The sequence below is a fragment of the Pseudomonas sp. AK181 genome (genome assembly GCF_051122975.1).
Taxonomy (GTDB): Bacteria; Pseudomonadota; Gammaproteobacteria; order Pseudomonadales; family Pseudomonadaceae; genus Aquipseudomonas; species Aquipseudomonas lactis.
The window spans coordinates 1,235,077-1,254,972 of sequence record NZ_CP146348.1 but is presented as its reverse complement, the minus strand read 5'-3'; the positions used below and the strand labels follow the sequence as shown (position 1 = coordinate 1,254,972).

Here is a 19,896-nt window from a genome sequence, read left to right as displayed (position 1 = left end):
GTGACGAGGGCGTAATACGTTCCTCTATCAAGCTGATAGATATTTTTGTCTGTACAAAGACGCCGAAGTACAAAAAAACGACTGGGCGATCAATCCTTGTCCGTGCTTTAACGACAGGTGCAGAATGGGCAATCGACCTGAAGAGTCCGAACCCAAGGAAACCGTATGAGCCTGTCCTTGTTAAGCCGCTACGCCTTCTTCGCTGTGTGTGTCATTTTCACCCTCGCCAGCCTCCCCTTTATCGAACACGAATGGCTGTGGCCGATCACGATAGTCACCGGTGTACTCAGCCTGATCGGCATTTTCGACCTGCTGCAAACGCCTCACGCGGTGCGCCGTAACTACCCGATCCTGGGCAATATCCGCTACCTGGTGGAAACCATTCGCCCGGAAATCCGCCAGTACCTGCTGGAGTCCGACAGCGACGCCCTGCCCTTCTCCCGCGCCCAGCGCTCGCTGGTGTATTCGCGGGCTAAAAACGAAACAGCAGACAAACCCTTCGGCACCCTGATTGACGTGTACCAGTCCGGCTTCGAATTTATCGGCCACTCCATGCGCCCTGCGCCACTGAGCGACCCCAGCAGCTTTCGCGTGATGGTCGGCGGCCCGCAGTGCACGCAGCCGTACTCGGCGTCGGTGTTCAATATCTCGGCGATGAGCTTCGGCTCGTTGAGCGCCAACGCGATCCGCGCACTCAACCACGGCGCCAAGCTCGGCAACTTTGCCCACGACACCGGCGAAGGCAGCATCAGCCCCTACCACCGAGAAAACGGCGGCGACCTCACCTGGGAACTGGGCAGCGGTTACTTTGGCTGCCGCACCAGCGACGGCCGTTTCGACCCCGAACGCTTCGCCGTGCAGGCCCAGGACCCGCAAGTGCGCATGATCGAAATCAAGATGAGCCAAGGCGCCAAGCCCGGCCATGGCGGAATTCTGCCCAAGCACAAGGTCACCCAGGAAATCGCCGACACCCGCGGCATCATGATGGGTGAAGACTGCATCTCGCCGTCGCGCCACAGCGCGTTTTCCACACCCATCGAGCTGATGCAGTTCATCGCCCAGTTGCGTGAACTGTCGGGCGGCAAACCGGTGGGCTTCAAGTTCTGCCTAGGCCACCCGTGGGAATTCATGGGCATTGCCAAGGCCATGCTCGAAACCGGCATCCTTCCGGACTTTATCGTGGTCGACGGCAAGGAAGGCGGCACCGGCGCCGCGCCGGTGGAGTTCACCGACCATATCGGCGTGCCACTGCGTGAGGGCCTGCTGTTCGTGCACAACACCCTGGTGGGCCTGAACCTGCGCGACAAGATCAAGCTCGGCGCCAGCGGCAAGATCGTCAGCGCCTTCGACATCGCCAGCGTCCTGGCCATCGGCGCCGACTGGGCCAACTCGGCACGTGGTTTTATGTTCGCCATCGGCTGCATTCAGTCTCAGTCATGCCACACCAACAAATGCCCGACCGGCGTGGCGACTCAAGACCCGCTGCGTCAACGCGCCCTGGTGGTGCCGGACAAGGCCCAGCGCGTATTCAACTTCCACCGCAACACCCTGCACGCCCTGGCAGAAATGCTCGCCGCCGCAGGGCTGGAGCATCCGTCGCAACTGTCGGCCAAGCACTTGGTACGGCGCATGTCGGCGACGGAGATCAAGCTGTTTTCACAGCTGCATGTGTTCTTAAAGCCCGGCGAGTTGCTCACTGGGGAAGTGAACGGCGAGTTTTATTCGCGGATGTGGCAGATGGCGCGGGCGGATAGTTTTGAGCCCCATGAAATCGCTGCGGCCTAAAGGACACCTAGCATGTTGAAAGTCATCGCTGAAGACTTTATCAAGCCCGAACATCTGGAAATCGTGCGCCCGTGGTACGCCGAACTGGTGGAAAAAACCCGCCAGGAGCCGCTGTGCATCGCCTACGAGCTGTTTGTCGATCAAAAAGACCCTGGTCACTTCGTCTTCATCGAACAGTGGCCCGATCAGGCAGCCCTGGATGCGCATTGCCAGACCGAGCACTTCACCCGTTTGGTACCGCAGATCAATGCGTATCAGGCCAAACCGTGCAGGGTCTTGCTGATGGACGCTGTCTGAGAATACCCCGCCTGTCTGAAAAGGGCGCGCACTGTCAATTCTGACAGTAGATGATTTGGCTCTGATGCAAAACACTTGAGGGCATCAACCTTACCCATGGACGGGTGAACCATGCCTATATATGTTGCTTCATTGCTGCTCGCCTGCCTCCCGCTACTGGCGCTAGCCCAAGACGATCCGGTTGAACGCTTGCTGGCGCAAATGACCCTTGAAGAAAAAATTGGCCAGCTCAGCCAACTTAGCATCCAGGTTACGCCCACCGGCCCCGTCATTGATCAAGGCACGCAAACACAGATGCCCGTCACCCTGGTGGGCTCGGTACTGGGGGCGAGTACCGCGCAACAGACCCGCCAGTTGCAAGAACAGGTGGTCAACGGCTCTCGCCTGCATATCCCCTTGTTATTCGCCTATGACGTACTGCACGGTTTTCGGACGGTGTTTCCAGTGCCATTGGCGCAAGCCTCCGCGTGGGACCCGGACCTGGCACAACGAACCGCACGCGCGGCAGCCGTAGAAGCCACCGCCAGTGGCGTGCATTGGACCTTTGCGCCCATGGTCGATGTTACCCGTGACCCGCGCTGGGGGCGCGTGGTGGAAGGCGCAGGTGAAGATCCGTTTCTGGGTTCTGCACTGGCTACTGCCCTCGTGCATGGCTTTCAGGGCGCAGGTGCCCCTGACGTCTCGTCGATGCTCGCGACGGCAAAACATTTCGTGGCCTACGGCGCTGCCGAAGGCGGTCGAGACTATAACGTTGCCGACCTGTCGGAACGTACCTTGAGAGAAGTGTACTTACCTCCCTTCCAGGCCGCTGTCGCGGCCGGCGTCGATGCAATCATGCCGTCCTTCAACGAGTTGGCCGGCATTCCCATGCACAGCCATACCGCCCTGCTGACCGGTCTGTTGCGCAAACAATGGGGGTTTACCGGCTTGCTGGTCAGTGATTTCAATGCTGTCTGGGAACTGGGCCCACAAGGCATTGCCGCCACGGCGGCCGACACCGCACGGCTGGCGTTCACTGCTGGGGTGGATATCGAGATGGCCAGTCAATCCTATCGCCCACACCTGCCGACGTTGGTGCGCAACGGTCAGGTGTCGCGCAAAAGCGTGGACGACGCCGTGCGTCGCGTGCTCAAGACTAAGCAACGCCTGGGGCTGTTCGATGACCCCTATCGGTACAGCGACGAAGCCCGCGAGCGGGCCAGCCAATTCACGCCCCAACACCGCGCCCTGGCTCGGGAAGCGGCGCACAAATCCATCGTCTTACTGAAAAACAGCGGCCCATTGCTGCCGCTTTCCAAACAGCAGGGCAAGGTGTTGGTGACCGGCAGCCTCGCTTCGGACGCCAGCGCCACGATCGGCCCATGGGCCGGGGCCGGACGCGCCGAAGATTCCGTCACTGTGCTGCAAGGTCTGCGCAATGCAGTCGCACCTGGCAGCGAGATTGTTTACCTGCCCGGCGCCTCGCCCAGCAGCCCGCATGTCCAGGACATCAAGCAGGTCGAACACACGGCGCGTGAAAGCGACGTGATCATCGCCGTGCTCGGAGAAACCGCAGAACAGAGTGGCGAAGCCCATAGTCGCGCCGAACTCGGCCTGCCGGGTGGGCAGAATGCGCTGCTAAGCACATTGCTGAACACAGGAAAGCCGCTGGTCATCATCCTGATGAACGGCCGCCCGCTGGTGCTCGATGAGTCAGTCCAACAAGCGCCTGCCTTGCTCGAAACCTGGTTCCTGGGCAGCGAGACCGGGAATGCCGTGGCCGATGTGCTCTTTGGTGACGTTAACCCCAGCGGCAAGCTGCCAATGACGTTCCCACGTCATGTGGGCCAGATACCGATTTACTACGCGCATAAAAATACCGGCCGCCCACCCAGCGGTGATGGCAGCTACGCATCCGCCTACATTGATGTGCCCTGGACACCCCTGTATCCGTTTGGCTTCGGCCTGAGCTACACCTCGTTCGTCTACTCCTCTCCTCGCCTGAGTAGCCCTCGACTGACCTCCACCCAGACGCTGGAGGTTGAAGTCACCGTCACCAATACCGGCAAACGCGCCGGTGATGAAATCGTCCAGTTGTACCTGCGCGATGATATTGCCAGCGTCACTCGACCAGTGCGCCGGTTACGGGGTTTTCGCAAAATTCATTTAGCGCCGGGCGAAAGCCGCAGCGTCAGCTTTACCCTGGGCCAACAGGACTTTGCCTTGCTCGACGAGCATTTTTCGCCGAAGGTCGAGGCCGGCAGTTTTACCGTCTTCGTTGGGCCGGATTCGACGACTACCAACCAGGCGCATTTCGAGGTGAGCGATACGCGCGGGTTGCCTATTGCGCGCGCAGTAAAACGCGCACCGTTTGTTCCTCGCTGAACAGCAGCACCACCAGCGAGATTTTCATTGTCCACGCTCGCGAAACACCACACAGCGCGACAGCAAAAAACCGCACACCAGGCCGACCAGCGAAAACACCAGCACGGTGACAATCCCTGGCATACGCAGATGGTCGCCCAGCCATCCCACGGCCAGGCTCAACCCGCCCATGCAGGCCATGAACATCAAGTAGCGGCCCCAGGAAACGGGGCTATCAAACGTGAAGAGGGCATTGATGTAAAACGAGAAGGAGGCTGCCACACAGAACGCCAGCAAATTACTCAGCGCCTGATTCAACTCAAACCCTGCCCGGAACATGAAAAACAGCTGCCAATGGATCACCGTATTGGCGATACCGATCAGCGTGTAGCTGGAGAATCCTTTCCAGAGTCGAGTCATGTTTCAGTCCTGTGCGGCTACGCCAAGCAAGCCACGACCGCCCAACGCCGTCTACTGTCAACCTTGACAGGTACGCCCCAAGCGCAATTGAGACATTCAGCAATACCCAGCCTTTGCAATTGCTTACAAATACCGCCAACCTGCGCCCGCCCGACGTGCGGCGACGCCCGCGCGCACCTATCGTCATTCAACTACTTGTTCAAGAGCCCGCTGCCATGCTGAACGGACGCGACCCGCGCATCGACTTTTTTCGAGGCTTGGCGTTGATCTTCATTTTCTGGGATCACGTGCCCCACAACCCCCTGGCCAATGTCACCGTGCAGAACTTCGGGTTCAGTGACGCCGCGGAAATCTTCGTGTTTCTGGCGGGCTACGCAGCCGTGTTGGCCTACGGCAAGATTCTGCAGCGCGATGGTTATCTCTTCGCCTGCCTGAAAATCCTGCGTCGGGTGTGGACGCTCTACGTGGCGCATATTTTCCTGTTGGCGCTGTTGATGGGCATCGTGATTTTCGCCAATAGCCATATCGAGACCCGCGACCTGGTGCAGGAGATGGGCCTGGAATATTTCCTCACCAATACCCAGCAGGCCTTGCAGGATGAATTGCTGCTGCGCTTCAAGCCCAACCTCACCGACCCGTTGCCCTTGTACATCGTGCTGATCCTGAGCCTGCCGCTCACCCTGCCACTGCTGGTGTATGTGCCCAACGTGATGGTGGCGATCTCGGTGGCGGTGTACCTGCTGGCGCCCTGGCAGGGCTGGAATTTGCCAGCGAGCAATGGCGGTGTGTGGTACTTCAACCCCATCACCTGGCAATGCCTGTTCATCCTCGGCGGCGCAGCCGCATTGCGCTCACCCAGCCCGGCCGACGCGCGCCCATTGCTGCGCCAACCCTTGTTTGTGGCCGCTGCGCTCTACGTATTGGTGACCTGCGTGATCACCCTGTCGTGGCGCTGGCCCGAGGTGCATGACGCCTGGATGCCACGGGTGATTGGCGAATGGTTGTACCCCATCAGCAAGACCGACCTGTCGCCGGTGCGCCTGCTGCACTTCCTGGCCCTGGCCTACGTGACCGCCAAATTGCTCCCCGACGTTGGCTGGACAAAGCAGTGGCTGGCCCTGCAACTGGCGCGGATGGGGCGTTACTCCCTGGAAGTGTTTTGCCTGGGCGTGGTGCTGGCGCCACTGGCCGACATGCTCAATGCCATGGCGGGCGACAGCGTGGCGATCAAGTTATCCACCGCCTTGGCCGGTGCTGTGTTGATGGGCGTATTGGCCGCCTGGCTGGACCTGAACAAGCGCCTGGACCAACGCTACGCCAACCGCGCCGTCGTCGCGACTACATAGTTAGCGACGCCGCCGGACACCGGGATGGTTCCATTTGCCTTTGCACCCTACAGTCAAAGGAAATGGCGCCATGCCCACTCAATTACGCCTCAACGGCTTATCCGGTAACCTGCAAGACAGCGAGTCCTGGAACCGGCAACAAGCCCTGGAGATGATCCGCCAGACCGTCACTCAAAGCCTGGCCAGCCTCACACCCGACCAACAGCGCACCTACGTAAAACTGCAACGCGAGGCGCACGCCGCCTTGACGGCGGTGGAGGAGGCAAACGCCGCGTTGATCAGCACCTTCAAAACCCAGGGCCTGGCGCGCCTGCGCGAAAAGCTCGGCGGCCAAGACCCGGAAACAGTCTTGCTGCACACCCGCTACCTGGAGCCGGTTACTCCGCCGCTGCCATGGGAGCCCCGCAGCAGTGACGTCAACGCCCAACGCCAGGGGCGCTTTCGCCGCGCCTATGACGAATGGAAATACCGCCCCTATCTTTCGACGATGTCTCTGTGGGAGGCGGCCTGCCTGAACTTCAGCCACACCACCCAGACGCCCCAGGCATCCGGCCAGACCTTCGTCGATGCCACCTATCTCTCTGGCAACAATGACCCAGGCCTGACCGTCGAAACCTTCATCCAGATCGCTCGTGAACTGGACCTTGGGGGTGAACTGCAAAGCGTGCTCACCGCGCAACTGGGCAGCGGTGGCAGCTTGTACACCTTGCTGCGCGCCAGCGCACGCGCTTGCCTGCGTTTCGAAGCCCTTGAAGCGTATCGAAACCGCAGTGCCAGCGGCCTGACCCTGGCCCTTTACCAGACGCTGACCCAGGCTATCGACAGCGATGAACCGTTTCCTGCCATCGACCGATTGGCGATGAGCAAACCCTCAGGCGTATTTCCCGATGTGACCCTGGCACCGCCCGCCACCGCCGTACCGCTGCCCCTGTTGCTGATCCCGGTGGCCAGCCTCGGGGTGATTTCCTATTTCCCCTTCCGCCCCGGCGGCGCCCTGCGTTATCACCCGGATGCGAGCAGTGCCAACGCGCAGTTTGTGGCGCAACTCAAAGACAGCCATCGCAAGCACGACCTGGGATGGTTCGCCCGCCAACTGCCGCTGGTTGAACTCAACGAGTTCAAGCGCCTGCTCCACGAGGAACAGCGCCCGCCAGGCTTGTCCGCCGCCGCCAGTTTCCTGTACGACAGCCTTCACTACCTGTTCCCCGAAAGCAGCGTGGCCGACCTGCGCTTTAGCGCTTTGCCCAGGCCCTCACGCCCCGTGTCCCTGGTCGAGACCTTGACCGGGTCGCTGGTTCAGCAATTCCAGGCCAACCTGGCGACGCTGGCCAACCGTCGCGCCGACCGTGACGTGCAGGCTGTCGTCGACGGCGCCGCCGCCATTGCCGCCGAGGTGCTGGAGCTGCTGCTCACCCCCGTGCCAGGAGGGGTGACCGGCCTGAACCGGATCATGCAGGTCGCAGTGTTCGGCAGCCTGGGCCACAGCGTCATCCAGGGCGTGAACGAAGCCCTCAAGGGCGAGGCCGCCAATTTTGCCGCGGCCATGGGGGATGTGGCCGACCTGGCGGTCAGCGGCCTGCTGATCTCCACCGCCGGCAGCGTGCATCGCCGGCGCATGCACAGGCTGCTCGAGCAACTGGGCGACCCGCGCAAAGTGACGCGTAGCGATGGCACTCACACCTTGTGGAAACCGGATATCAGCCCCTATGCAATCCTCGATCAGCACCTGCTCGACGGCCAGGTCGCCAACGCCCAGGGCCTCTATTCGCTGCGCGAGAAACACTACGCATGGCTGCAGCATGCTGAGCAAAAACATGTGGTAGAGGTCGGCTATGACACCAGCCTGATGCGCTTCGTACTCAAGAACGATCATCGCGGCAGCTTCGCGCCACCCATTGTGTACGACCCGCACGTGAGCGCCTGGACGCTGGACCTTAAAAACGCGCACACCCTGAGCAACGTGCAGTTGGCCGAACGCATGTTGCCCAACGGCTCGACCGCCGTGCCCGCTCAAGCCATGGAGACTTTGCTGCGCAGCACAGCCACCACGCGCAGCACCCTGGATGCCATCTGGCAGGGCCAGGCCACGCCGGTCAACCTCGCCGAAGGGGTGCGCCGGTTGCAAGCCGACCGGGTGATCGAGCAGCTCATCACGCAGTTCCATCGCCGCGGACACATGCCGCCCCACGCCGACGGCGCGGTGTTGTGCCTGCTGACCCAATTGCCGGAATGGCCGGCGGGCGCCTTGATCAACGTGCACACCGCCGACGGCACATTGAGCGAAACCTACGGCGCCCTTGAACAGCACGTGCCAGCGACCACGCTCATCCGCCTCAAGCGTCGTGACGATGGCACTTACACCGGGCTCGATGAGCGCTCTGATGCCGATGAACAACTGTTCGCACTGATCCTGCGCCAGCAACCGCCAGGCTCTGTACTGGGCAAAGCCGGCAGCCCGCATTTGACGCAGGCCCAGCGTGTTGCGCGCCTGCGCGTGCAAATCAGCGCCTTGGCCCAGACGCGGCGTCTGGACCTGTTCCAGGCCCTCACCCGTTACGCCGGCTACGCCAGGCATGAAGTGCCGCAGGCCCATGGGGCCCGCGACTTGGTGCCCATCAAGGTGGCGCAGCCTTTGGTGGCCGTCACGCCACTGCTGCGCAAACTCCATGAGCTGTACCCACCACTCACCCCGGCCAACCTTGCGCAACTGCTCGAGCAACAACCGCTCAGCGCATCGCAACAAACACGTTTCCTGCACGACGCCAGCCTGCCCACCGCGACCCGGCAACTGCTGGAACAACACCGCACCGCCTTGCGCATCGACGCCGCCATCGACGGCCTGTACCACCCACGCCCGTTCAACCCCGACAACGATCAATGGGCCCGGGAGTTCGCCTCCAGCCTGCTGCGCACGTTGTTCAACCGCCACTTCGTGGTCACCGAGATGGCCAACGGCGCGCCGTCCAATCGTTATGTGTCCACCGGGCCGGACGACACCACCGTGGAACTGCTGCACTACGGCGAAGGCCGCTACGAGGCATACGACATGCGCAATGCCGGCCCCATTCCGGTAGCACCGGCCATCGACAGTTTCTACCTGGCGATCGGTTCGGTGCTGCAACCCCACGAACGCACCCGCCTGGGCATGAGCGCCGACACCGACGCCAAGGGCCTGCGCAAAACCCTGGGGGATTTGATGAGCGCGCAACGCAGCCCCGAGGGTTATGTCAGCCTGCTCAATGGCTCCCTGGGCCAATACGAACAAGCTCTGGTGTTGCCCGCCGAACACCCGGCCAATGCCGAAGGCATTTACACGTGGCAGGATCAACAGCTGATCAGCCTGTACGGCTCACTGTATCCGATTACGTTTGACGAGCAGTTGCTCAAATGGCGACTCAAGCACCCACAGAAAGTGGGGGTTGATACGCCATTGCTCGAACACAACCGGCACGGCGCCTGGCGCTTGGCGAGTGAAGACCCGATGAGCTGGGATGACCACCGCTTGCTGTACCGCCTGGGGCCGGAAAACGCCCATGTCGACCAGCCCACCTCGGCGCGCATCCTCGCCATTACCGACACACCGGCCCGTGCCCTGCGCGAGGTACACAGTGCCGGCCTGCCCCCGCCACCGCTGCTGGAGGACACCACCAAGCGCGTAGGCATCGAGCGGCAGATCTTGCATTTTATCCAGGCGATGACCACCGCATCGGCCCGCCATAATGCCCGGCCTACCCTGCAGTTGATGCTGTTGAGTTTACTGCCCGGCTGGCCCGACAGCCATGCGTTGCAAGTGGTGGATAAACGCAATCAGGTGCTGGTCCAGTACCCCGCCAAGGTCAAGGCCCCCGTGCAAATCATTCGTGTATCCCAAGGCAATGCGCGTGGCACCACGCCGCTTTACGACGCGGCGCTCAACGACACCTTGGTTCAAGCATTGTTGGGCGAGCTGCCTGCAACCATCGAAGAGCGCCAGTTCAAGCTGGCCAAACGCATCGCCGAATACGCCCACCGCGAAAGAACCCAACTGTTCGAGCAGTTCTACGCGCAAAGCGAGCAACCCGGCACGCTGCTGGAAACCCGCCTGAAACAGCATCATCCACAACTGCCGGTCAGTGCCGTGCGCGCTATTCTTGGCCAGGCCACGGTCAAGGAGCAACGCCAACTGCTGGACAAAAACCAGGTCGGCCTGCGCCTGGCCGAACAGGCGCGCCTGACCGCCCACGACCTGCGCTTGAACCGCGCTTATGAAGGCTTGTACCTGACCACGCTGATGAACCCCGACAGCGACACCATTACCCTGCATATGCTCAAGTCACTCAGCGGCTGGCCTGGCGAGTTGCGCTTGGACATCCACGAGGACACCGACATTGGGCGCCTGCTGGAAAGCGGCGGACACCTCAATGGCAGCGACCGCCGCACGCTCATCCGGGTCGGAGGTCGTTACCGCGCACTGGATAGGCATGGCCGCTCACTCAACGATCCGGCCCACAGCAGCTGTGATCTGCTGAGCGCCATTGCCCTGCTGCTGTCGCCCAGCGAATGCACCGCGTTGGGCATGGCCGACCGGTTCGACCTGGCTACCCTGCAATCACGTGTTGCAGACCTGGCGCTGAACCAACGCGTGGCGGTCAAACAGTTGCTCGACCTGCCCGCTCTCCCGCTATGGTTGCAGCCGCCGATGAAGGTGGACAGCTCATTCGTGGCCTACCCACTTTCGTTGCAAAACCTCTGGCCGTTCCGTGGCCCGAGGACTGCGGACCTGGTGCGCAAGGTGCAAAAACTCTACCCCAGCTTCAGCGTGGAACAGGCCGAGCTATTGATCGACTCGTTGGACCTGTCGGCGCCCGCCACCCTACTGGAGCTGGAGCGCCGCGAAGCGGAATACGCCACCCTGGATCATGGCCTGACCCGCTGGGCCGAAACCCCGCAACCCATCGACGACCCAGCTACCGACCCCATGGGGCTGAACCTTGGGAGGCGACGCCATATGGCCCAGCACTTGCGTCGAGCCTGGCGCCATGAAACCCCTAGAATGATCAGCGCTGACTTCACGGGCCAGCATCATTTTGTGCACCTTCAACTGGATGATAACAATCTGCCCGATGCCGATTTCATCCTCGGCACCAGGGGTTTTGAACACATCGAATCCTTGAGCATCTCTGGGAACGCATTTCCGGCGACCGGCAATGCCTTCCTCAGCCGCTTTGCCAACCTGCGTCAACTGAACATCGACTGCCTGCTCAACCAATTACTAAACGAAATTACCCAGATGCGGCATCTGGAAACGCTCAACCTGGGCGGCAACCACATCACCCTGGACGAAGAGGCCCGCCAACGCCTGGCACAAATGACCTCGCTACGTGAATTGAACCTGAACGACAACCCCCTGGGCCTGGCACCGGATGTCAGCGCGATGGACAACTTGCGGGTACTGAACCTGCGCAATACCCAGATCGACCAGTGGCCCTTGGGGGCCGACGACAGGCCCGTCCTGAGCCGCCTGCTACTTCAGGAAAACCGCCTGACCACCTTGCCGCACACACTGTTCCAACCCGGACGCATGGCTCGGGTGCACCTTGATCTGCAGTTACATGACAACCCGCTGGACGCCGACACCCTGGCTCGGATCAGCGCGCATACAAACCGCACAGCAACCGCCCTGGGTGGCCCGTTGCCGGGCATCGCCCACCAACCGCCCCGCGAGGCGGACTTTGCCAATTGGCTGAGCGGTGTACCTGCTGAACAACACGCGCAACGCCGCACCCTGTGGGACCAACTGTTATCCATCGAAGAACCCAGCCCGGACGATACGTTCCGCGTGCTGCGGGATTTGACCCAGGCGTATGCCTACACCCACGCAAGCGCTCGCCCTGCCTTGACGGCACGAGTGTGGCGGCTGCTGGAAGCGATGGGCAACTCCACCGAGTTACGCAACGAGATCTTTCTCAACACTTACCTGGCCGGCACCTGCGGCGACGGTGCGTTGCTGATCTTCATCGACATGGAAATCACCCACCGGCGCCATATCGCCAAGGTGCAGCCTGCCACCCTACAGGCCAGCCGGGATTTGATGGATTTGTCCCTGCGCGTGTTTTTACTGCGCGAGCTGGATCAATTCGCTGATGAACACATTCGCGCGCTGCTGGCCGCCAGAAAAGAGCCGGACGATGTCGAAGTCAAACTGCACCTGCGCACCGCCCTGGCTGAAGAGTTCAACCTGCCGATCGGGCGTGAAGAAATGTTGTATTCGGCAGAACGCTGGGTCAAACCCCAGGACGTGCGCAGCGCCCGTCAACGCCTGCAAAGGTTCAAGGCCAGCGATGCGGCAATCAACGCGCTGATGACCGAACCGTTCTGGATCGAGTTCATGGCCCGCCATTTACCCGAGCCCTTTGCGACGATCAGCGCCACCACACGGCACAAGATCGAGAGGCTGAACCGTGAAGAATCGGACCGGCGCTCAGACCTTTATCTGGAGCGTCGCCAGGCCATCATCGATGAAGAAAAAGACGAGTTGGCGCTGCTGATACGCCAATTGACCCTGGCTGTGCAGGCGAAAAAAACAACCTCTTGAGGGCCTGACACCCGGTGCTACCGGTGGGGCTTGCTCGCGAAGGCGGTCTGTCAGTCACTGCGTCTTCAACTGAACCACCGCTATCGCAGGCAAGCCAGCTCCCACACTGGTTATGTATTGCCCACAAAATCAGCGCCTGGCACAGATCCCACAGTGGCCATGCATTGCCCACAGGATCAACGCCTGGCACAGATCCCCTGTGGGAGCGGGCTTGCCCGCGAAGGCGGTGTGTCAGCCACTGAATCTGTGACTGAACTGCCGCTATCACAGGCAAGCTCGCTCCTACGTTTAGACGGAGCGGGTCGCGCTGCTGTTGGTAACGGCGGGCTGCAATTTGAATACGTAATACAACACGGTCAACACCACCAGAAACGCAGGCCCTACATACAGTGCCACACGGGTCTCGGGGAAGTACGCCATCAGGCCCACCACCAGCACCAGGAATGCCAGCGCCAGGTAGGAGCTGACCGGGTACAACCACATGCGGTACTGGAGACCCGCTTGCTCGGCCGGGCTCAGGCCTTTGCGGAATTTGAGCTGGGCCAGCAGGATCATCAGCCAGGTCCAGATCGCGCCGAAGGTGGCGATGGAGGTCACCCACACGAACACCTGGTCCGGCACCAGGTAGTTGAGCAGTACGCCCAGCAACAAAGCAAAGATCGACAACAGCAACGCCTTGCGTGGCACGCCGTTACTGGAGGTGGTGCCGAACGTCGCCGGCGCCTGGCCGTTCTGCGCCAGGCTGTAGAGCATGCGCCCGGTGCTGAAGATGCCGCCATTGCAGGAGGACAACGCGGCGGTGATCACCACGAAGTTGATAATGCCCGCAGCGGTCTTGATGCCCAGGCGCTCGAAGGTCATCACGAACGGGCTGCCCTGGGTGCCGATTTCATTCCACGGGTAGATCGACAGGATAACGAACAACGCCCCCACATAGAACAGCAGGATGCGCCAGAACACCGAGCCGATGGCGCTGGGAATGGTCTTCTGCGGGTTACGCGCTTCACCGGCGGTGAGGCCGATCATCTCCACGCCCAGGTAGGCGAACATCACCATCTGCAACGACATCAACACGCCCTGCACACCGTTGGGCATGAAGCCGCCGTGGGTCCACAGGTTGGAAATGCCCAGTGCCACGCCGTCATTGCCGAAGCCGAAGGCAATGATGCCCACGCCGCCGATCACCATCGCAATGATGGTGACGATCTTGATCAACGCGAACCAGAACTCGAACTCACCGAACGCCTTGACTGCGATGAGGTTGATGGTGCCCATGCTGATCAGCGCCGCCAGGGCCCAGATCCAGCGTGGCGTGTCGGGGAACCACACGCCCATGTACACCGCCACGGCAGTGATTTCCGCGACGCAGGTTACCAGCCACAGGAACCAGTAGTTCCAACCGGTGAGAAAGCCTGCCAGGGGGCCCAGGTAGTCCTGTGCATAACGACTGAACGAACCGGCTACGGGGTTGTGCACCGCCATTTCACCGAGGGCGCGCATGATCACCAGGATCGCCAGGCCGCCAATGATGTACGAGAGCATGATGGCCGGGCCGGCCATTTCGATCGCCTTGGCCGAGCCGAGAAACAGGCCGACACCGATACAGGCGCCCAGGGCCATCAAGCGAATGTGGCGCTCGCCCAGTTCACGTTTGAGCGGGCCGCCTTGAGCGGTCTCGCCAGGGGGCAGTGGTTTGCCAACAGGCATAGGGATACAACCTCATTTTGTTATTGGATTTAGCCACCGAGTCTCAGGCGTATCAGCGGGTGGGCTCATACACCGGCCGGACCGGGCCTGCCTCGTGGGCAAACCCGCCTGGCGCAAATGCTCGGCCAGGACAGCGGGGCGTGCAGTATAAAAAGCTACCGATAGGGCTTTTCACTCAATAAACGGCAAAATTTGGCGATAAGCCCCGGAAAAATCGGCTTCGACGGATCGGCTCCCCGCTGTCTAGACCGGCCCTGCCAGGGCAAAACGGCGCAGAGTATTACATAACTTTCAAAACCCAGGCTCATCCAGCGCGCCTCAGTCCACGCTGAAAAACAGGCGCCGGGCCAGGCGTCGGGAAATGCTTGCACGCTCGATTTCCAGGGTTTGTCGCACGCGCCCGGTCTGGCCGGTGCGGATGCGCGCGAACGCCTGCGCTTCCACCTCGGCCTGGGCCTGGCGCCCCAACCATTCCTGCTCGGGGCTCTTGAGGTGGGCGGCATCGTCTTTGTAATGGTCGTCCGGCCCTACGCGGCTGTCGTAGTGAAAATGCGCGTAGCACAGTGGCTGGCCGGTGTGGCTGTCCACGACGGCGTACACCTGCAAGAAATCCCGGGGCTTGCCTTTGATCGGCACGCGTGCGCCCTGTCTCACAATGCGCACTTCGTTGAGTGAGTGCAGAAAATCCACATCTTCCGCGCTGCTCAACTTGAGCTTGCTGGCATGCACCCGCGCCTGTACACCCGCTGCATCCAGGCGCACCGCCGCGGCCCGAAGGTCGCTGGCTCGGACGCGGGCGTTGGCCTGTTGCGTCGCCGCCAACCTCGACACGTCCAGCTGGCGCAGTTTGCTGTCGATATCGGCGGCGAGCATCCGCCGGCTGTTGGCCTGCGCCACGAGCAAGGCCTGCAGCGACTGCGGCTCACACTTGCCAGTCATGGCCTGCACGTTGTCGATAGCCTTGTCGACATCTGCCAGCAAGCGTTGCCCCTTGTTCATCAACGCACCCAATTGCGGGTTGGCCACACGCGGCCTGGCCGGCGGCTCCAGCGGTTCCCATACACCGTCCTGCGCCTCGGTGAAGGTGGCAATCACAGTGCCTTTGTTATCCACCAGTTCCGCCGTGCCGGTGTCGCCGACCTGGGTCGGCGCCTTGATACGGGCGACGTACACATCACGGTTGCGGGTGCGAATGATCTTTTTCTGCCGCGCACCCGTCGCCTGGGCTGGCTTAGCCAGCCTGGTGCCTGGTGGCGGCGCGAGCAAATCGGCCAGCGCTTGCTCCACATGCTGATGCAGGCTGGCCAGCAAGCCTTGAAGTTTTTCCAGATTGGCCAAGTCGAAGGTGTCCGGGGCCATGGCGCGCCAGAAATGAATATGGTCATCGGTCGTGGCATAGACATGGCTGAAGCTCTTGAGCAGTTCGACCCGCTCTTCATGGGTGGCGGGCATGTTTTCCAGCTCGGCCAGGGAGCGACTGGCCCAGCGGGCACGATTGATCACTTGGTTAAAGCTGTCGAAAAACTCTTCCTCCAAGGGCGGACCCTCGAGATTGATGGTGATGCCCCATAAGGTGACCAGTTGCAAGGCTTGCAGGTCGAGGATCGATGGGCGCGCCGGTACATCCGCCGCCAGCGCACGCGCCTTGTTACGCCCCAGGCGTGGCACCGCTTGCAGTTGGTCCAGGTAGGCGCGCTCCAGGGTGCGCCAATGGATGGCAGACTCTTCGGCGTCGACCTGTTCACGCATGCGCAGGTCAAGGTCGGCGTGGGCCTGGCGGTTGAGGTCGGAGCCGGCTTCGTCTTCGCTCTCGTTCTCCAGCACCTCCAGCAGCGGCTTGATGCGATCATTGATCTGCGCCATCTGTTCACGCATGTGCACATCCAGCAAACGCAGGCTCAAAATCAGCGATTCAAGGACTTCACACAGCTCCTGCTCATAATGGGGGCGTGGCTTGATTTCACGCATGCGCATCAGCAATTGCAGTTCCTCTTGAGAACATTGCACCTTGTTTTGCAGTTCCTTGCGGTAACGCTCGCGCAACGTGGCCCGTTGTTCCTCGCTGATCTTGCTGGTTGTCTCCCGCGCCAGATGGCGTGCCACTTCCATCGTCGCGTTGGCCCTTGCCCGCCTGCGACCTGCCTCGCGGTATTGCTGCGCAAGGCTCGACAGCGCCGCCTCGCCGGCCTTCAACTTGGCGTCGACGGCGGCGTCGGCATTGCCGCCCGCCAGACGCAACTGCCCATCGAAATCCCATTGCCCCTCGCCCAAAGGTTTCAACCAGGGCCCCAGGGTGCTGCCATCGGCGCTGACTACCCGCACCGCACCGGCTTTGACCGTGACGCGGTACAGGTGCCCGCGTATCAGCGCCTGCCACTGCGCCGGGGTGTGCGAGGTATCGCGCAGCAAGCCACGCTGCGGGCCGCTTTGCTCGGCCCCGGCCCATGAACCGGAGAAAGCCCGGAGGCTGAGGCCGCGTGCCCGTGCGATCTGCGCGGCATTCAGATTGCCGCGGGCATTGGCCCAGCCGGCCGGCGCAGTGAAGCGCACGGGCACCGGCACCTGCGTCGGCACTGGCGGGCTCGATTCTGGCCGCGCCAGCGAGGCAAACACCGGCGCCTCCAGTTGCAAAGGCCGCAGGGGGTCGTGGGGCGCCGCCTGATGAGCGAGGATCACCATGAGGTTGGTCAACACATCCATCACCGCCGCGCTCTTGGCCTGCGGATCGTCGCTGGCCAGGCGCTGGATATCGCTTTGCAGGCTGTCCACCAGCTGCAGCAACCACCCGCCCAGCATCAACGGCTTGCCGGCAAACGGCAGCACGGCACCCAACAGCAACCAGCCGGCCTGTTTCAACTGCGCCCAGCGTTGCTCGGCATTCGACACCGATTGCCGGTCGGCCAACGCCACCAGCGCCTTGGCGGTGCCGTGGAAAATCAGGCGGGCGGGGTCCTCGGTACTCAGTTGCTTGCTGAGTTGCACCGGCGCCGGTTTTTCATAAGCGGTGAACTCATCGCCAGGCAAAAAGTGGCGGATATGCGGCCCGTTGAAACCACCGTGGGCATACACCGCTTGCCGCGCCGGGGCCAGCCACGCCAGTACCTGCTCCTGCAAGGTACCCGGGGCCTTGATCGCGTCGAGCAGTGCCTGGATGGACACGAACTCCTGCAGCGTCGGCGTCAGCAAAGGCCGGTACAACAGGTGTACGCCAACGCTCTTATCCCGAGGCCCGATGATGAACTGGTTGGTCACCTCGTCCGTCACCGCACCAGGCGCGGCCTTGAACGCCAGCGGCCACACGGCCATGGCCTGGCCTTGCACCTTGCGTTCAGCAGCCGAGGCTTGCAACGCGGCGTGCACACATTGAAAGCCGGCTTCGGTCAGGCCTTGTTCGGCCTTGATCTTCAACGCCAGCGCCAGCATCGGCAGTTGCACCCGCAACTGGGCCTGGAACAACTGCAAACGGCGCGCCGACTCTTGCGGGTCATCCAGCAGTTTTTTCTTCAGCAGGTCCGGGTAGGCCTGGCCCACGTCGGCCTTGGTCACACAGCGTTGGAGCAGGCTGTAGGTCAGCCACTTGGGAGCTTTGGCGCCCTTGAGGGTGATGTCGCTGGCGGTGTGGGGAAAGCCGGCCAGGTTTTCCAGGGCCAGTTCGGTCAAGGTCAGGGTGACCGGGTCCACTTCGCCGGCGATAAAGCCTCCCTCCACCGGGACGGCGGCGGCAACCACGCGATTGAATGTCAGTTGGATATCTTGCGCGCGCAGCTTCTGGGCAGCGGGCTCAGTGCGCAGACAGGTTTGCAAGGCGTTGTCGGCAAACTGCCGGATCGAGTCAATGCCGTCCAGAAAGTGCTGACCGTTGCTGCGCTGGCGGGCCAGCACCAGGTTCTGGAGCAGGCGCGCATAGGCGATGCTGTCGGCATCGTCGGCCTGGGCAAGCCAGTTTGGCAGGGCGCTGCGCAGGGTCTGTTGCAAGGGAGTCAGGCTGGCAACGAACCAGCGACGTGGGTCGGTGATGTGGTCCAAAAGCCTCTGGTGCTGCCCCGACAACAGGGGTTGGTGGCGGTCGATGCTGTCGATGTCGCGCAATTGCTGCGCCAGGTAACTGGCCGCCAGGGCATCGAAGGGATCGCCCTCAACGTCCTGGGCAAACCATTGGCCTACCGCACCATAGGCCGGTAATAGCGCGGCGACGTCGTCCAGGCGGGCTAGCGGGTGGATACCACTGGCAGGGCTGAACACCAGGGTTTGTTGCCCATGGCTGAGCACCAGCACCGGCAGCATCTGCGGCCCGTCCGGGCCTGGCTGGTACAACGCCTGTACGCGCAGGGCGCCACCCTGAGCATTCCATTGCCGGTCTGGCCGCACGGGGTGCAGCAGATGCCTGGGGAACAGCGTGGCAAATTGCGCTTGGCTCAAGCCAGGCGGTTTGGGTGAGTCGTAAAGCAAGGCCAGCAAGTCGTCCGAGAGGTAACCCCAGCGCGTCATGTCCACCGGCAATGCTTCACGCCACCAAGCTTGCAGGCGTTGCGCATAGGCGCCGAGCAAGAGCGCGCCGCAGCGGTTGATCAGCGGCTCAAGCTGCGCAAGAGCCGGCCCGCCCGGCTCGAAGACCTCGCGACGCCGCTGCACGACCTTATGAAACTCCGGCGCCAGCAACATGGTTTTCGCGCTGGCCAGCCGCTGCACCACACGCTCGGCCAGGGATTGGTAAGCCAGCGTGCCGTCGCTGTCGTTGGGAGTGCCGATGTAGATCAGGCCGGCTCGCCATATGTCGGTACCCAGGTGCTGGTCCAAATAAGCCTGGGCGCTGTCTTGCGCAACCACTAGCAATGAGGGCGGCTCGCGAAACAGGGTTTCGATTTGCTCGAGGGTGGTTTGGCGGGGTGAGTCCAGGTAGGTCTCGGAGCGGGTCATGAGGGGCTCGATATGCGATTAAATCGCAGACGCTACTGGCTGGCGCAGGACCGGTGGCTGTAAACAGTTAGCTCTACGGGAGATGTGCCAGGCGCTAATTTTGTGGGCAGTACACGACCACTGCGGGAGCTGGCTTGCTTGCATAGGTATCTACATAACTGTGCAGCGCTCAACGGTAACCACGATGCGAAGCGAGTCGCTCTTGATCTGCTTTTGATCTTGATCTTAAGCGCCCCGTTAAACCACGCTGGCCGGAATTCGACAGGGATCTGGGGGGTAAACCGGCAGGGATGCCGGTTTAGCCGCCCCGCGCCATGGATGGCGCGTGGCGGCGGCCCCCCAAATCACTGGCGGATTACGGGCACACCGAGCCTAAGCGAGGTGCCGAGTGGTGGGGCAAGAGCGTTTTGCTTACTTTTGCGCTTTTCAAAAGTGAGCCGCCGTCAGGGCGGAACCCTAAGTAGCCGTTACCGCAGGAATGGATATGTACACTGTCCACCTGTATTG

The 19,896-nt window shown here is 61.8% G+C and carries 8 protein-coding genes; 5 read left to right on the top strand and 3 right to left on the bottom strand.

Annotated elements, in window-relative coordinates:
- The first annotated feature begins 165 nt into the window (after positions 1-165).
- The 3 genes from V8689_RS05885 (at position 166) to V8689_RS05875 (ending at position 4,446) form a co-directional block, all read left to right on the top strand.
- Positions 166-1,785 carry an FMN-binding glutamate synthase family protein gene (locus V8689_RS05885; RefSeq protein ID WP_032893353.1) on the top strand — a complete coding sequence of 540 codons (1,620 nt, stop codon included), beginning with the start codon at positions 166-168 and terminating at the stop codon, positions 1,783-1,785.
- A gap of 12 nt (positions 1,786-1,797) precedes the next feature.
- Positions 1,798-2,082: a putative quinol monooxygenase gene (locus V8689_RS05880; RefSeq protein WP_056790015.1), complete on the top strand. Its 285-nt coding sequence runs from the start codon at positions 1,798-1,800 to the stop codon at positions 2,080-2,082.
- Positions 2,083-2,193: 111 nt separating this feature from the next.
- Complete coding sequence (locus tag V8689_RS05875; protein ID WP_434520693.1) at positions 2,194-4,446, top strand: glycoside hydrolase family 3 N-terminal domain-containing protein; 2,253 nt, start codon at positions 2,194-2,196, stop codon at positions 4,444-4,446.
- 24 nt (positions 4,447-4,470) lie between these two features.
- Here the strand turns inward: V8689_RS05875 and V8689_RS05870 are convergent, their stop codons facing one another.
- Positions 4,471-4,845 carry a GtrA family protein gene (locus V8689_RS05870; protein WP_056790009.1) on the bottom strand — a complete coding sequence of 125 codons (375 nt, stop codon included), beginning with the start codon at positions 4,843-4,845 and terminating at the stop codon, positions 4,471-4,473.
- A gap of 215 nt (positions 4,846-5,060) precedes the next feature.
- On the opposite strand from V8689_RS05870, the gene V8689_RS05865 reads away from it, so the two are divergent.
- Complete coding sequence (locus tag V8689_RS05865; RefSeq protein ID WP_056790007.1) at positions 5,061-6,191, top strand: OpgC family protein; 1,131 nt, start codon at positions 5,061-5,063, stop codon at positions 6,189-6,191.
- 70 nt (positions 6,192-6,261) lie between these two features.
- Positions 6,262-12,765 carry an NEL-type E3 ubiquitin ligase domain-containing protein gene (locus V8689_RS05860; RefSeq protein ID WP_056790004.1) on the top strand — a complete coding sequence of 2,168 codons (6,504 nt, stop codon included), beginning with the start codon at positions 6,262-6,264 and terminating at the stop codon, positions 12,763-12,765.
- A gap of 288 nt (positions 12,766-13,053) precedes the next feature.
- Here the strand turns inward: V8689_RS05860 and V8689_RS05855 are convergent, their stop codons facing one another.
- Both V8689_RS05855 and V8689_RS05850 read right to left on the bottom strand, forming a co-directional pair.
- Positions 13,054-14,472, bottom strand: coding sequence for an amino acid permease (locus V8689_RS05855; RefSeq protein ID WP_056790000.1), 1,419 nt, complete (start codon positions 14,470-14,472; stop codon positions 13,054-13,056).
- A 318-nt stretch (positions 14,473-14,790) separates the two neighbouring features.
- Positions 14,791-19,389, bottom strand: a complete 4,599-nt coding sequence (locus tag V8689_RS05850; protein WP_434520692.1) for a hypothetical protein — start codon at positions 19,387-19,389, stop codon at positions 14,791-14,793.
- Between the last annotated feature and the right edge of the window lie 507 nt (positions 19,390-19,896).

Coding starts and splice junctions, on each gene's coding strand:
- V8689_RS05885 (WP_032893353.1), top strand. CDS start 166: ATGAGCCTGTCCTTGTTAAGCCGCTACGCCTTCTTCGCTGTGTGTGTC.
- V8689_RS05880 (WP_056790015.1), top strand. CDS start 1,798: ATGTTGAAAGTCATCGCTGAAGACTTTATCAAGCCCGAACATCTGGAA.
- V8689_RS05875 (WP_434520693.1), top strand. CDS start 2,194: ATGCCTATATATGTTGCTTCATTGCTGCTCGCCTGCCTCCCGCTACTG.
- V8689_RS05870 (WP_056790009.1), bottom strand. CDS start 4,845: ATGACTCGACTCTGGAAAGGATTCTCCAGCTACACGCTGATCGGTATC.
- V8689_RS05865 (WP_056790007.1), top strand. CDS start 5,061: ATGCTGAACGGACGCGACCCGCGCATCGACTTTTTTCGAGGCTTGGCG.
- V8689_RS05860 (WP_056790004.1), top strand. CDS start 6,262: ATGCCCACTCAATTACGCCTCAACGGCTTATCCGGTAACCTGCAAGAC.
- V8689_RS05855 (WP_056790000.1), bottom strand. CDS start 14,472: ATGCCTGTTGGCAAACCACTGCCCCCTGGCGAGACCGCTCAAGGCGGC.
- V8689_RS05850 (WP_434520692.1), bottom strand. CDS start 19,389: ATGACCCGCTCCGAGACCTACCTGGACTCACCCCGCCAAACCACCCTC.